Raw genomic sequence first — 14,565 nt, 5'->3', positions numbered from 1 at the left:
GCTAAGAAGTTCCCATGTCTATCGCTCATCACACAAACGCTGAACCATTGAACATTATCACACCTGCTAAGGTTGAGTGGCAAATGGATGATACTGGCAATATGGTGCCAGTGTCTGGTGAGTTTGGGGATGTGTACTTCTCGCATGCGGACGGTCTGGCAGAGACACGTCATGTGTTTTTAGAGCACAATCAGCTGCCTGATCGCTTAGCGCGCCTTGCACCAAAGCAATGTTTTACGATTGCGGAATTGGGTTTTGGTACTGGGCTTAACCTTTTAGCGACGTGGCAGTTATGGCGACAGCTGCGCGATACCCATCCACAACTGGCAGATGCTCGCCTACATTTCATTACCACTGAAAAATTCCCGATACCGCTTGCAGATTTGACGCACATACTTGCCCTATGGGGTCAACGTGCGCCTGAGCTTGTAACGTTGATTGAGCTACTTTTGGCAGCGTATCCGCCTCTAATCGCAGGCTGTCATCGTTTGGATTTCTCTTATGATAATCTGACGGTCGATATATGGCTTGGTGATGCAGCCCAGAGTCTTAGCAAACTGGCAATAGATCACTCTCAGCAGTCTACGCCTCAGCCTCATATCGATGCGTGGTTTTTGGATGGCTTTGCGCCTTCTTGCAACAGTACATTGTGGGCTGACAGTATCTTTGCACAGATGCAGCGCCTATCGCGTACGTATACCACGGCCGCTACTTATAGCTGTGCAGGCATCGTCAAGCGCGGACTCAAGGAACATGGCTTTGACATCAAAAAGGTAAAAGGTTTTGGTCGAAAGCGCGAAATGCTCACTGCCATCATGACCGATACAGACCATATTGATGTTACTAATGATAATAAAAATTGTGATAACAAAAGCCACAATGCGAAGCATATAACAATAGATAGCACCTTTAATCACATTGTCATCATTGGTGCAGGCGTTTCAGGGTTGCTAACGGCTTGGTCGCTTGCCAATCGTGGTATTACCGTGACCTTATTGGATAAATCAGCGCCTTTGGCAGGGGCTTCGGGTAATCCTCGCGCGCTGCTTGCGCCCAAAATGACGCCTGTTCACCACGTTGACGAGCACTTGCATACCATAGGCTATCTCTATAGCAGCAGACTGTACCGAGACCTCAATCAAAAAACCATAAAGCTCAATACAGCGCCAGTACTTGAACTGACTGGCGCGCTTGATTTGCTGATAAAAGCCAATATCGGTACAGAGCAAATCGCAGATTATCCTGATGAGATGGCAACCAACCTATCCTATGAGCAAGCACAGACTATTAGTGGACTAAAAGAACAATACTTATCAGAGAACCTGTACCTACCCCAGTCTGGTTTGGTCAACCCGCAAGCATTGAAAACTATTATATTGACACATCCACTCATTTGTTTTCAGCAATTAAACGTGAGTAAAATTGACGAAACTGAACAGCAAGTGTGTATTGAAGGCAGCAATCAAAATCAGGAGACTGTCTCTATTTTTGCTGATAACGTCGTCATTTGCGCCGCCTTCGAGAGTCATCAATTAGATAAGCGTATTTTTGATTGCCGTAAAATTCGTGGTCAGCTGTCTTGGTTTCGTCCTAGCCTAGAGCAACTGACAAATTTGCCTAAAATACCGCTTAAATATAGTGGTTACTGTGCGCTGTTCAACGCACAGGCTGGCGATGATGAGCTAAACACTGTCACCGCTGGCGAGCCTTATCTATTACTAGGGGCAAGTTTTATCCGCAATGATACGGGTACTGACATACGCCCTGAAGAACACCAAATTAGCCGGGACAAGCTCGTTGCTGCCATTCCTGAGATGGAATCTATCGTGCCAGCCGATACGAGCTTATGGCAAGGGCGCGCTGGCATTCGCACTCAGACACCTGATTATCATCCAATCGTTGGGCAACTAACCAACAGTCAGCGAATTTGGACGATGAGTGCAATGGGTGCAAAAGGCTATGCGTTGGCACCTATTTGTGCTGAAGCATTAGCAGGTATGATGCTAGGCTCGTTTGCGCCGCTATCTGACGCAATGCTCGCACGTCTATCACCCAATCGTACACGTCTACAGACGCCGCTGACTTAATATCATTTAGAATGATATTTATGTAAATCAAAACAACGCTTTCGACGATTCATATTATCTTGTGATATCTTTATTTAATGTTCATTCCGACAATGAGATAAGCATCATGAGCTATCATCAAACCACCATTACCCTACCTACTTATGCCCGTGGTATTCATATCATTACCCCAATTATCGAGGCAGCCATTGCTCAGCTAATACCTCACTCTAACAAAGCAGGGTTGGTTCATTTGTTCTTGCTGCACACCTCAGCCAGTCTCACGATTAATGAGAATGCTGACCCAGATGTCAGACTAGATACTGAAGACTGGCTCAATAAAATCGCCCCCGCCGATCAACCAGAGTATCGCCATACAATAGAAGGGTCAGATGACTTGCCCGCTCATTTTAAAAGCATGATGCTGGGCGTCAGTTTAACTATTCCACTAGTCGACGGTGCATTGGGTTTGGGCATGTGGCAAGGGGTTTACTTGTGCGAGCATAGAGACGTGACTGGATATGGCGGACAGCGCAAGCTGGTTATTACGGTCAATACGTAATAATATAGAGTTATTCACTGGCAGGTTGACCCTCGCAAATTACCACATTTATATAGCGCGCTATTAACGGATAAACCTGATTATGACCACTTTTGTCTCAAAATTACCAAGCTCAACAAACGCTAAGTCTCACGATCTCAAGGCTTCTGCTCTTTTTTTGAGTTTATTTTTGCTAACTGCCTGTCAAGAAACGCCAGAACCTGAAGCACCTACCGAAACACCATCTGAAACGTCAACACAGACCACGCCAGTCACCACAAATATCAATGTCAATGAAGCGGTGGATGACAGTATAGAGAATGCTCAGAACCCATCACAGACTGACGCTAATTCAGAGCGTGATGTGAGCTTGACTGAATTAGAGCAAAATCTTGGAGGCACTGTCACTGCACTAAATAATACTGGTAAAGCGCCCAATCCAGAACAAGCGATCAAAGGCGCACAAATCACTGATGTCCGTTACAAAAGTGAAGGAGGCGACACCTTATCGGTCGTTTTTGAAACGTCAGCAGCAGGGTTGCTCAATGCTATCGTCACTCGTCCTAACCAGCCAAAAATGACACTCAGCGCACCAGAAGGTCAAGGTAACAATCCCACTTATCGCTCAGCCGATGGCAACATCCAACTTGTGAGTCATGCGGGTGGCAGTACGATTGATCTTATCCAAAATGGTACTGTCACTAGCTTTGATGCTATCAGTGCTGAAGCAGAAGTCATCACTGAATAAAACCTGAAAACCTGAAAACCTGAAAACCTGAAAACCTACTGTATCTAACGTGGTATTTAAAACCAAAAAAAGCGGCAAACGCTACTATCGTTGCCGCTTTTTTTATCTCTATTTACTGGTCTCTACTCACTCTTATTTACTTACCTTTCTGGTAGATGATTTTATTTAACCAAACCCAGTTGATTGACCAAAAAGTCCAACCAACCAACTTATGGCCGTCCATATCCCCCAACCGACAAATAAAATCACGATAAGTCCCAACATGTCAGGGATATGCAAATACAGCCAAGCCACTATAGGATTGCGCCAAAAAGTGCCAAAGCGGCTTTGCTGCTGCTTGTCTTCTAGTGACTGATGCAAAAAGGGTCGATCCATATGCATGGTTTCAGTGATGCCATACTCAACTTGTAAATGCTCGTGTACGATGCCCAATGTCTTGCAGCTAGGGCGAATAAAAATATCTAGCAATGTTCCAATACCCGGTACAATACCGACCACCATATCAATCAGCGCCAGTCTAACAGCGGGTGTCATTTTATCGGCAGGAACACCCAGCTGACGACCCAGTATAAAAGCATAGCTGGTCAATATTAGTCCTGCGACATCCCCTGCGAGAGGAATGGTGGAGAGCGCCGCATCGGCACCCATGCCTTGCTTGGTAAAAGGCACACGCACGAGTGAGTCCATCGTATTAGCAAACTTTGCCAGCTTACGCTCAGTGGCGATAACTTGCGCGCGTGTCAGTCCATGCTCAGCAAGTTTTGCCTGATAGTCGATGCCTGACTCACTAGCGTTTGATGGTCGCTTTGCTTTGAATCTCGGTAACTTCTTAAATTTATCCATTGATGGTTGTCCATATACAAGCAATTGCAATGAGCGCAAAGACATAGCGGCCTACCCAAATATTGGCCAAAAATGCCTGAAAGCAAGCCTGTGCATGGCGACTGGCACACGCGCTGTTTTGTTTGGCAAACATCATCGCTACCAATGCTAATCCGAATACGGGTGTCACGCCTAGCGTCGTCGGTGCAAAGTAATGCCACATAACCGCGCCCATCATCAGCAAAAACAGCATTTGCAGGATTGAGATGATAATCACATCATAGCGCCCAAATAATATCGCCGTTGATTTGACACCAATCTTGAGATCATCCTCGCGGTCAGCCATTGCGTACTGCGTGTCATAGGCCACCGTCCAGCACATGTAAGCAAAGAATAATAGCCAGCACCAAATATCCGGAGCGCCCTGCACCGCCACATAAGACATCGGTATGGCCCAGCCAAACGCTGCTGCCAAAAATACTTGCGGCAGATGCGTGTAGCGTTTCATAAAGGGATAAATAAACGCCAATATGACAGCACCAAGCGACCAATAAAATACAGCAATGGGTAAGAAAAATAATAAACTGGCGCTCAGCAATACCAGCACCAGAAATGCGGCAACGGCCTCTTTACCAGATAAGCGCCCATCCGCGAGTGGTCGACCTTTAGTGCGCGTCACATGACCATCTACTTTACGATCCGCAAAGTCATTAATCGCACAACCAGCGGCGCGCATAAATATCGCACCGAGAGCAAATATCACAAATATCTTTAGCGTTGGAAGGCCTGCTGTCATTCCTTGCTGCTGTGCTTGACCCATGGCAGCTAACAGTACGCCCCATAATGTCGGCCATAGTAGGAGCTCAATACCCACGGGTTTATCAAAACGCGTGAGCTGGATGTAGGCTTGTAGTTTGTCTTTAAATGTCATAGCTTTTTATTATCATCAATAGAGGATTTTATATGCTTGCCAACCGTTATATTTGTTGCCATAAATTATTAGCTTCGACCAAAGATAACTCAGGATACTGTTTACGTAACGCTTTAATCGCAGGGATTTTATCTTTGTGTGCTGCTTGTTGACGCAAAAATGCCAATTGCTCTTGTGGACTGCTCAACTCCTTTAGACGTGCTTCAAGCCGAAGAATCCGAGCACGCAGCATGATATTAACCAACAATAAGCCTGCACCCATGACCCAAATGATTAGCGTTGACATTTCCTGCTCCTGAATACATGTATTCTAAATACTCAAGCCTATGGATTAGGTACATTGATACTTATCCACTCATTTATCACAAACAGTGGCTATGACATAATCATCAAACAACTGCGATCAGACAAAATACCCATCAAAACGCACCGCTTCATTATGCCAGCTTTCGCTAGCAGGCTCATCGGCAAGTAATGGCGCAAATTGCGGACGTTTCACGACCACCCGACCTTGCCCTTGCGCGCTTCGACTCACAACTGCCTTGGCGCTATTGAGCAATTGTCGCTCTTCATCTAACGTTGGTGGGCGAGCCAATTGGTGCAGTGCTTGCATGTGCTTACCGACTTTTGCGCCTTTGCCTGTCTTACTGTCTTGGTAGCTATCCTCTGGAAACATGGGGTCCAAATACACTACATCGACTGCAGTAGCATCATTCACTATGTCGTCAGCTTTTAGGCTCGCAAAATAACTCAGCGCATCAGTATTGATAATCTGTAGTCGGCTCATCAGCTTTTGCCAATTAGGCAGCTTACTCATACGCTCTTGCTCTGCAAGTAATAACAGCGCCATCAAAGGCTGCTGCTCAAGCATGATGACTTGTGCCCCCGTACTGCCCAATATTAAACTATCATGTCCAAAGCCGGCAGTGGCATCGATAACATGGCCATCTGCGGTAATCTTTGCTGCTTGCAGTAATAGCTCCGACTTACGACCAGCACTCACCACGCGGCGTTGCAGCTTATCCCACTCTGGTGACACGCTCAGTCCATCACTAAGCCATGATAGCTTATCTTTTTCATCAAGCAGAAAAATAGGTTGAGAGGATGTTTGGCTCAGTTGCTGGCGACGTTTTTGTGTTAATTTCTCTGTAGCGACTTCGATATCCAAGATAATTGGTAATGTATGCTCAGCTATTAATGACTGTAAGCGCTCAATCTGTGCTTTCTGATTGTCATTCACATAGAACAACTGGCACTGTACAAGGTCACCTGACTTATTATCTGTGTGATGCAGCGCTGTCATAACCATCATCCTTTTTACTACTTACTTTTCAACTATAGCATCACAAGCTATCATACAAAGCTAGCCTGCCATTTGGTAACCAAAGCCCCAAGCCGCAACCAACACGATAACACCCGTAATAATGCGCAACCAAGCAAAAATGGTAAAGTCACGGCGACTCACCCATGCTACAAGCAAGCGAATACAGAGCAGCGCCACGACAAACGATACGATGGTGCCGACTCCTAGCACCAACCAGTCTTCACTGTTAGTTAGCACATCACCATGCTTGAGCAGATCTAATAATGCCGCGCCTACAATGACAGGAATACCCAAAAAGAATGAGAACTCAGCAGATGCCTTACGTGAGACCCCAAGCCATAGCGCCCCAATAATAGTGGCTCCCGAACGCGACGTCCCTGGTATCAGAGCCAAACATTGAAACAAACCAATCATTAGGGCCGTTTTCATAGTGACATCTTCTGCTTCTTTTGCAATGATTGTTTTAGGGCGCTTTTCTACATAGAATATGAGCAAACCGCCGATGATGAGCATAATGGCAACGACGATAGGATTAAACAAATAAGCTTTGATTTCATCGGCAAAGGTAAAACCGACGATCATCACAGGAATGGTCGCGACAATGAGACTGAGTCCCAGCTGCCTAGGATTGGCCATACCCTCTGCTTTGCCTGTTATGAGGCCCATCAATGCTTGCCACAGTCTGCCCCAATAGTCATATATCACTGCCAAAATAGCGCCAAGCTGTACTACTACTACAAACAAATCGACTTTTTCTTTGGTCCAAAATCCCATCACATCGGCTGATAAGATCAAATATCCCGTGCTAGAGATGGGTAAAAACTCAGTGATACCTTCCACGATACCCATGATGACAGCTTGAATTAATAACAGTATATCCACAATGACTTTCCTAAAAACAGGCCGATTGGCTGTCCTATGTTGACGTTGATTTTATATTGATTAATGCTTAAAAAATACTCAAAAGCTATGCTTTACCTTGCTCTTTGAGTGTTTTCCAAGCTTGGTTACGTAGATATTTTGGTAGTGCTTGCGCTGCCTCCGTACCACCATCGTTTGCAAACTGAGCAATACCAAGCTGCCCAATCACAACAGCATCTGGCCAGACATCTTCATGAAAGGCTTGTTGTTCATGCAATGCTAGTAGTACCGATCCATTCCCCGCGATAGGGAGATTCAGTGCTGTTTGGCGATCATAATCTAATAGCTGCTCTGTACTATCGCCACCATCAGCCAATACTGGCTGCATAATGCCATGACCTAATTTGTTATCAGTTACCAACTCATACTGTCCGAAATAGACTTGCTGCATACGAGCATCAAGGGCGCTATATAGGTGTGTCAGACCGTACTGCTGATACGCAGATTGTGCAATCGCTTGTAGGCTAGAAACACCAACACAAGGCAAGTCATGCGCGACAGACAACGCTTGCACCACTGCCGTATTAATGCGGATACCACTGAACGCACCCGGCCCGCGATTAAATATTAAAGCCTGTATATCAGCAAGACGTAACTGCGCCTCAGATAACGCAGCATCAATCATCGGTAAAATCTGCTGAGTCTGCTGACGCTTGCCTGTTTCGGTATGGCTCGACAATACCTGCCCGTTCGAATCTAAAATCGCGATCGAACACTGATCGAACACGGTATCCATTGCTAAAAACATCACAACCTCGGCTTTTACTTTTGGCATTCTAAATGGGTTTGTCAGATTTTAATAATTTTTAATAGCTATTTATCATTTGTGCACTATCAAAATTCAGACAGAATGAAATAGCGCCTATCATAGCATTTAGGCTAAATGAATTTTATGAATTTCTATATTTTTCACACTTTATCCATCAGTGTTTATCTACAACTGATAACGATAAAAAGCCCCGAAGCTTCATTGGCTTCGGAGCTTTGCTCAAACTTCTTAAAAATAACTAATTGTTATCTAAAAGCGTGTTTTAAACTTCTTGGGCGCTTGGTTTTGCATTTCTTGCATCTGCTTTTGCATCTCTTCGGTGCTTGGCATATTGTTTGGATCCAGTCCCATTTGCTTGGCCATTTGTTCTGGATTCACATCTTTAGTGCCTTGCTGACCGCCGCCAAACAATGGGCCGCCACCACCACCTGCGCCGCCACCACCCATCAGCCCTTGCATGGACTTCATCATTTTACTAATCCCTTCAGGTTTAGAGATCATTTTCATCATTTTTGCCATTTGCTTATGCTGCTTGAGCAAACGGTTGACGTCTTGAATCTCACGACCTGAACCTGCAGCGATGCGGCGCTTACGGCTTGGATTAATCTTGTCAGGGTTTTTACGCTCAAACGGTGTCATTGAATTAATCAATGCTTCCATCTCGCGCACTTTTTCTTCTGGTTTGGCATCTTCAACGGCTTTTTGCATGTCTGAGCCGCCCATACCTGGCATCTTATCTAAGAAGCCTGCCATGCCGCCCATACTTTTCATCTGCTGGAACTGAGTCAATAGATCCTCAAGGTCGAAATCACCGCCCTTTTGCATCTTTTTTGCCATTTTTTCGGCTTTGTCACGGTCGATTTTTTGCTCAACTTCTTCCACTAGACTCAGTACGTCACCCATACCAAGGATGCGCTGTGCAATACGCTCAGGGTGGAACAGCTCTAACTCGTCAAGTTTTTCACCGCGACCCAAAAACTTAATAGGCTTACCTGTGATAGCGCGTACAGAAAGCGCCGCACCGCCGCGAGCGTCACCGTCAGTCTTGGTTAAGATAACACCCGTCAACGGCAACGCATCATTAAAGGCTTTTGCGGTATTGGCTGCATCTTGACCTGTCATTGCATCGACGACGAATAGCGTCTCAGAGGGATTGACCGCCGCCGTTAGCGCCTTAATCTCATCCATCATGGTGTCGTCGATATGTAGACGACCCGCGGTATCAATGATAAGGATATCTTGATATTGGATTTTGGCTTCTTCAATCGCACGTTTTGCGATATCGATTGGATTTTCATCCGTGCTTGAGTTCACAAATTTGGCATTCACCTGACCTGCGACTTGCTCAAGCTGTTTGATCGCCGCTGGACGGTAGACGTCGGCCGATACCAGCATGACTTTTTTCTTTTGGCGTTCTTGTAGATATTTGGCCAATTTACCAGCTGTGGTCGTTTTACCTGCACCTTGCAAACCTGCTAGTAAATAGACAACGGGCGGCTTGCCTGTCATCTCTAACTGCTGATTGGCACTGCCCATCATTTCGGTCAGCTCATCGTGCACGATTTTGACAAAGGCTTGACCTGGTGCTAACTCTTTTAGCACCTCAGCACCAAGCGCTTGCTCTTTGACACGTTTGACGAAATCACGAGTGACAGGTAGTGCTACGTCGGCTTCTAACAGTGCCATACGTACTTCACGCAGGGTGTCTTTGATATTGTCTTCGGTCAACTGTCCGGTACCGACGATATTACGTAGGCTGGACGATAAGCGTTCTGTTAAGGTATCAAACATAAATAACTCTCAATTAAAATGGTTTTCAATTAAATAATACGCAATTAAAATAACTTTCAATAAAATGGTGGCGAATCAAACCATTCAAATGGTTCATCAATAATATTCGGATAGACTATAAAATACTGGGGTGTCTCTAATAAGAAACGTATAAAAAATCATATTATCAATACTATAGCATCAACACAGCGCAAAAATGATAGTCGTTTTGCAAAAGACGTGGCTCTACTATTTATAGGTGGTTCTTTATCGGCGACTATTTATAAGCGACTGATTTTATATTTTGCTCATTGTAGCCTTGGCAAACATTTATAAGGAATAAGTAAGATGGTGCTCAACTGGTGACTATTTTATGATAAATTGGACGATTATTCTAATCATTCTGATAATACCACTTTAGCGACACATTGAGCGGCCCGTTTGCGCTCAGTATAAGATGAGGCTTTTTATCTGTGCACCTTGCATTCTTACTTGCTAGCATGGCTTATATCTTAGTCAGCCTCCACATTGGTTGGGCGCTGATTCAGAACAAACCTATTCATAAGAGTGTCAGTTTAGGCTTGCTGCTGATCGGTATGGCTGCACATGCGACACTGCTCTATCCGTATGTCGTAACGCTGTATGGTCTGAATTTTAACTTGTTTAATATCATCAGCCTGACCAGTTTGTTCTTCTTATTCTTTTATCTGTTGTTCTGTCTGTACCGCCCTATTCTGAGCCTTGGTATTTTGGCTGCGCCTACTGCACTAATAGGTATGACCGTCGGCTATGTTGGCCGCGCACCCTATCAACCGCTTACTGACGTCAGTGTCGGTCTTGAAGCTCACATCCTATTATCGTTAGCGGCCTATTGTGTGCTGTTGATGGCGGCAGTACAAGCGCTATTTTTGCGTCTACAAATTCGCGAGCTCAAGCATCATACCATTCACCGATTTTGGGTCAATAAATTACCCTCATTACAAAGTATGGAGAGTCTATTATTCGATATGCTCTTGGTAGGCTTTGTATTACTCAGTATCGCACTGGGCATCGGGTTTATCTATGTCGAAGATTTGATGGCGCAGCACATCGTACACAAGACGGTATTTAGTCTATTGTCGTGGTTGTTGTTTGGCATCCTACTAGTTGGTAATTGGCGTGCAGGGTGGCGAGGCAAACGTGCGGCGAATATCACTATTTATGCCTTTATTCTGTTGGCGATTGGCTTTGTGGGTAGTAAGTTTGTTTTGGAAATGCTGATATAAAATATCACATTATAAAAAAGGCGGTCAGTAACTGTTGCTACTGACCGCCTTTTTTATCTCATTTTCTACTGATTTTTTAGTTAAAAACCACGGTCTTGTTACCTGCTACAATCACACGGTTTTGCACATGCCAATTCACGGCACGAGCCAATACATTGCGTTCGATATCACGTCCAATCGCACGTAATTCTGTCACTCCTTGACGGTGGGTCACGCGGTGCACATCCTGCTCAATGATAGGCCCTTGATCAAGCTCCGCTGTGACATAGTGCGCTGTTGCGCCAATTAGCTTGACGCCTTTATCATAAGCCTGACGATAAGGATCTGCACCAACAAACGCAGGCAAAAACGAGTGATGGATATTAATCACTTGCATCGGCCAACGCTTCACAAAATCAGACGACAATATCTGCATATAACGCGCCAATACCAGTAAGTCATTCCCTGCCATCAGCTGATGAATTTGCTCTTCTGCCTCAGCCTTATTGTCTTTGGTCACTGGTACATGATGGAAGGTAATGCCGAAATTTTCGACCGCTTGCTGTAAGTCAGGATGGTTACTAACCACGCAAGTAATCTCGCAATCTAGCAAGCCACGCTGATGGCGCCATAATAAGTCTAGTAACGCATGATCAAACTTTGAGACCAAAATACCCACTTTGGTCTTGGTCGCATTGTTATGTAGACGCCAGTCCATGTTATGGCGCTTAGCCACAGTATGCGCAAAGCTGGCCTCAAAGTTATCGATGATATCGCTCAAGCCTGCCAAAGCAAACTCCAAACGCATAAAGTACTGACCGCCTTCATGAGCCGTCGAATACTGATCGAGCGTAATGATATTCGCGCCGTAACGATGAATAAATTCAGAGACTGCTTGCACGATGCCAGCCTGATCTTTGCATTTGATGAGCAATGTTGCTGTATCAATAAAGCTAGGGATCTGCTTGCTCTGTGAGGCTTTGTTTGTTGTATTTGATGGTAAAGCCGTTTTGGTATTGTCTGACATAATACGCCCAATATAAGAAGTGATGACTGATCGCTGAAGTGACTGACAGCGTAGTAAACCGGTTATTTTAATCTTTTTTGCAATGCTTTGCTGAGTGAGTTGGTTGTTTTTGGTTATTTAGAATAATTTAGTTGTTTGAAAATCCAATGCAAAAACCCCCAACGTAGAGTTGGGGGCTTGTTAGTTTGTCAGCTTACTAACTCTATTTAACAATAGTATAGGTCACAGCAGTAGTAACATTATTAGGGCTAGTGACAGATACTCTGAAGAAATCTCCAGCTTCACACTGATCCAATGCATAAGTGTTGATTGTCCCTGTATTACTTCCAGGTACTCCAGGTGAAACAATATCAGGTACCGTCTCAAGTCCTCCAATCATTTCTACAGCACAACTCCCGCTATCTTCACCATCAGTTTTGTCAACAACAGAGCCAGAAATCGTTGTACCAGATGGCATTGGATTCAATTCATAAAAACCACCACTGTTTATACGAATATTAACACGAGTACTTCCTTCAGTGATAACCTGAGATTGCAAAGGAATACCTATATTATTTAATAAAGTAAAAGTAGGATTATTACCATTTGATAATAACTGAATACGCTCATAGCGAACGATAGCATCAAGCTCTGTGTTACAAGTCATCGGTTTATTTGGAGACACAAAGTTATTGATAAAGTTGTTTTCGAATGCTTCTTTTACTTGTTCGCTAGAAGACGGGAATTTTAACTGTATGAACTGACGAACATTGTTTTCACAAGCTTGATTGGCTTGTGTCGTTAGCGGATAGGTGAACTCACCAACCTCAAATGTACCATTTTCATTGTCATCACGGAAAGTATCGCCAATATTATGAACTAACGTATCGACTCCTTGATCCCATGCATTATTTTCATTTTGGTCGATGTATGCTTTCTCACCTTCAGCTACTGCTAATAGGCTCACGCGACCATCACCAGGACGAGGGTTCTGTGTCGAAAATGTGACCTCACACTCTCCATCGGCAGTATTACAGCTAGCAGGTGATACTTTGCCACCCTCAGCGGTGAAGTTAACTACCGTACCATCTGGCACGGCATTACCATTACGGTCTACCAGTCTTGCTACTACTGGCGTACTATCACCATCTAAGCTCCAATCCAATACGTTCTTTCCAAACGATAAGCTAATACCATCTTGAGTCACTCTAGAGCTGGCAATAGAGATACCTTTCGATAATGCATTGATGCGAGTATCACTGGCTAAGGTGGCTTTTATTTCTACTGGCCCTGGTGTTGTGCCTGGGTAGATATTGACAGATACTTGACCGTTCTCATCAGTTCTAGCACTAAACTGTCGGTTATTACCTAAAACACCAAAAGTTAAGCCTAAAGGTGATTTTTCTAATGACAAGATAACTTCTGAATTAGCAAGTGGGGTTCTATTTGAAAATACTGTGAACTCAACTGCGCCTGTTGCAGAAGAACCACTACCTTGAATGCCTAGCGTTAGATCATTGGCAGTATAGACAATGGATGTTGCTTCAGGAGCCAGTATAGAAACGCTAGCTGATTGAGTAACGTCACCAGTACTGGCTGATATTCGCACAGCACCGCTACATAAAGTATTGTCGACGTTAATAGCTTTGTACACAAAATCAATCATACCATTTTCATCGGAAGTGACTTGATTAGGTAACTGACCGCAAGCAGCATTCAGATTGACCAGTACACCACTAATGGCGTTACCACTTGTATCAGTGGTTTTTAAAGATACCGCTGTCTGTCCTCCTGCATTTAGTTGTGAGTCAGTAACCTGTAACGCACTTAAATTCACATTGGTAGCTTGTACCAAAAAAGTTAAATTGCTAATAGCGGTATTGTCATCATTACTAGCATTTGCAGTAATGACGTAAGCACCAGATACATCAGGTGCATTAGGCTTTAAAAAGATACGAGCTTTGCCATCATTGTTGGTCAAAGTAGCACCTGATGTTGTTTGTGATAATTCAACGCCCGGTGCATCAATTGAAAAAATTACTTTTGTATTGGCAAGAGGTTGACCATTATCATCAGTGACTACCACTTCGTAGTAGGCACCTTCTAGCCCGATAGAGGTTATCGGATTATCATCTACATCAATTAATTGACTGCTACTGATGTTTAAAGCACCTACTGGCTCTTCAGTACCATCGTCACCCCCATTATCACCTGTACCAGGTTGCTGCACGCCTGTATCAGGTTCTGGCGCAACCGTATCTGTGCCCCCACCACCACAACCCGCCAAGGCCAATGATAAGGTTAGCGCTGTCAGTTGAAACCATTTAGAAGTAGGTAGCGAGGGATATGACATTTTTTGACTCCGCATGAGCAGTAATTTATTCGAGCAAAAAGGCAGAAAACCATTACACAGAATTACAGAA

13 protein-coding genes are annotated in these 14,565 nt (G+C 44.4%); 4 read left to right on the top strand and 9 right to left on the bottom strand.

Features of this window, described 5'->3' with window-relative positions:
* Nucleotides 1–14: 14 nt before the first annotated feature.
* The 3 genes from mnmC (at nucleotide 15) to QO189_RS05475 (ending at nucleotide 3,355) form a co-directional block, all read left to right on the top strand.
* On the top strand, nucleotides 15–2,087 hold the full coding sequence (mnmC, locus tag QO189_RS05485; RefSeq protein ID WP_371531870.1) for an FAD-dependent 5-carboxymethylaminomethyl-2-thiouridine(34) oxidoreductase MnmC: 2,073 nt from the start codon (nucleotides 15–17) through the stop codon (nucleotides 2,085–2,087).
* A 106-nt stretch (nucleotides 2,088–2,193) separates the two neighbouring features.
* Nucleotides 2,194–2,628 (top strand): secondary thiamine-phosphate synthase enzyme YjbQ, encoded by a 435-nt coding sequence (locus QO189_RS05480; protein ID WP_371531869.1) that lies wholly within the window; start codon nucleotides 2,194–2,196, stop codon nucleotides 2,626–2,628.
* Nucleotides 2,629–2,710: 82 nt separating this feature from the next.
* Nucleotides 2,711–3,355 (top strand): hypothetical protein, encoded by a 645-nt coding sequence (locus QO189_RS05475; RefSeq protein ID WP_371531868.1) that lies wholly within the window; start codon nucleotides 2,711–2,713, stop codon nucleotides 3,353–3,355.
* Nucleotides 3,356–3,520: 165 nt separating this feature from the next.
* Here QO189_RS05475 and QO189_RS05470 read toward each other — a convergent pair whose 3' ends face one another.
* From QO189_RS05470 to ffh, 7 genes are all read right to left on the bottom strand, one after another.
* Entirely contained in the window at nucleotides 3,521–4,198 is a 678-nt protein-coding gene (locus tag QO189_RS05470) for a DUF4112 domain-containing protein (RefSeq protein WP_371531867.1), read from the bottom strand.
* Entirely contained in the window at nucleotides 4,191–5,108 is a 918-nt protein-coding gene (gene ubiA / locus QO189_RS05465) for a 4-hydroxybenzoate octaprenyltransferase (protein WP_371531866.1), read from the bottom strand. The genes QO189_RS05470 and ubiA overlap by 8 nt, the downstream gene beginning before the upstream one ends.
* A gap of 46 nt (nucleotides 5,109–5,154) precedes the next feature.
* Entirely contained in the window at nucleotides 5,155–5,394 is a 240-nt protein-coding gene (locus tag QO189_RS05460; protein ID WP_371531865.1) for a hypothetical protein, read from the bottom strand.
* A gap of 117 nt (nucleotides 5,395–5,511) precedes the next feature.
* Nucleotides 5,512–6,411, bottom strand: coding sequence for a class I SAM-dependent methyltransferase (locus QO189_RS05455; RefSeq protein WP_371531864.1), 900 nt, complete (start codon nucleotides 6,409–6,411; stop codon nucleotides 5,512–5,514).
* Between the two features lie 60 nt (nucleotides 6,412–6,471).
* Nucleotides 6,472–7,314: an undecaprenyl-diphosphate phosphatase gene (locus tag QO189_RS05450; RefSeq protein ID WP_371531863.1), complete on the bottom strand. Its 843-nt coding sequence runs from the start codon at nucleotides 7,312–7,314 to the stop codon at nucleotides 6,472–6,474.
* An 85-nt stretch (nucleotides 7,315–7,399) separates the two neighbouring features.
* On the bottom strand, nucleotides 7,400–8,101 hold the full coding sequence (gene tsaB, locus QO189_RS05445) for a tRNA (adenosine(37)-N6)-threonylcarbamoyltransferase complex dimerization subunit type 1 TsaB (protein WP_371532048.1): 702 nt from the start codon (nucleotides 8,099–8,101) through the stop codon (nucleotides 7,400–7,402).
* Between the two features lie 270 nt (nucleotides 8,102–8,371).
* On the bottom strand, nucleotides 8,372–9,913 hold the full coding sequence (ffh, locus tag QO189_RS05440; RefSeq protein WP_371531862.1) for a signal recognition particle protein: 1,542 nt from the start codon (nucleotides 9,911–9,913) through the stop codon (nucleotides 8,372–8,374).
* A gap of 452 nt (nucleotides 9,914–10,365) precedes the next feature.
* Between ffh and QO189_RS05435 the strand changes: the two genes are divergently transcribed.
* Nucleotides 10,366–11,157, top strand: coding sequence for an inner membrane protein YpjD (locus tag QO189_RS05435; protein WP_371531861.1), 792 nt, complete (start codon nucleotides 10,366–10,368; stop codon nucleotides 11,155–11,157).
* Between the two features lie 76 nt (nucleotides 11,158–11,233).
* Here the strand turns inward: QO189_RS05435 and purU are convergent, their stop codons facing one another.
* Nucleotides 11,234–12,163, bottom strand: a complete 930-nt coding sequence (purU, locus tag QO189_RS05430) for a formyltetrahydrofolate deformylase (RefSeq protein ID WP_371531860.1) — start codon at nucleotides 12,161–12,163, stop codon at nucleotides 11,234–11,236.
* 202 nt (nucleotides 12,164–12,365) lie between these two features.
* Nucleotides 12,366–14,495, bottom strand: a complete 2,130-nt coding sequence (locus QO189_RS05425) for an Ig-like domain-containing protein (RefSeq protein WP_371531859.1) — start codon at nucleotides 14,493–14,495, stop codon at nucleotides 12,366–12,368.
* Nucleotides 14,496–14,565: the final 70 nt, after the last annotated feature.

Origin of the sequence: Psychrobacter sp. Arc29 (assembly GCF_041431175.1) — a bacterium.
Lineage (GTDB): Bacteria > Pseudomonadota > Gammaproteobacteria > Pseudomonadales > Moraxellaceae > Psychrobacter.
Note: the sequence above shows the minus strand (reverse complement) of the source record. Positions and strands in the feature narration are given on the sequence as shown.

What these genes read in the sequence shown, in the direction of transcription:
- QO189_RS05460 (WP_371531865.1), bottom strand. Translation starts at nt 5,394, where the DNA reads ATGTCAACGCTAATCATTTGGGTCATGGGTGCAGGCTTATTGTTGGTT.
- tsaB (WP_371532048.1), bottom strand. Translation starts at nt 8,101, where the DNA reads ATGTTTTTAGCAATGGATACCGTGTTCGATCAGTGTTCGATCGCGATT.
- mnmC (WP_371531870.1), top strand. Translation starts at nt 15, where the DNA reads ATGTCTATCGCTCATCACACAAACGCTGAACCATTGAACATTATCACA.
- ubiA (WP_371531866.1), bottom strand. Translation starts at nt 5,108, where the DNA reads ATGACATTTAAAGACAAACTACAAGCCTACATCCAGCTCACGCGTTTT.
- purU (WP_371531860.1), bottom strand. Translation starts at nt 12,163, where the DNA reads ATGTCAGACAATACCAAAACGGCTTTACCATCAAATACAACAAACAAA.
- QO189_RS05425 (WP_371531859.1), bottom strand. Translation starts at nt 14,495, where the DNA reads ATGTCATATCCCTCGCTACCTACTTCTAAATGGTTTCAACTGACAGCG.
- QO189_RS05470 (WP_371531867.1), bottom strand. Translation starts at nt 4,198, where the DNA reads ATGGATAAATTTAAGAAGTTACCGAGATTCAAAGCAAAGCGACCATCA.
- QO189_RS05480 (WP_371531869.1), top strand. Translation starts at nt 2,194, where the DNA reads ATGAGCTATCATCAAACCACCATTACCCTACCTACTTATGCCCGTGGT.
- ffh (WP_371531862.1), bottom strand. Translation starts at nt 9,913, where the DNA reads ATGTTTGATACCTTAACAGAACGCTTATCGTCCAGCCTACGTAATATC.
- QO189_RS05475 (WP_371531868.1), top strand. Translation starts at nt 2,711, where the DNA reads ATGACCACTTTTGTCTCAAAATTACCAAGCTCAACAAACGCTAAGTCT.
- QO189_RS05455 (WP_371531864.1), bottom strand. Translation starts at nt 6,411, where the DNA reads ATGACAGCGCTGCATCACACAGATAATAAGTCAGGTGACCTTGTACAG.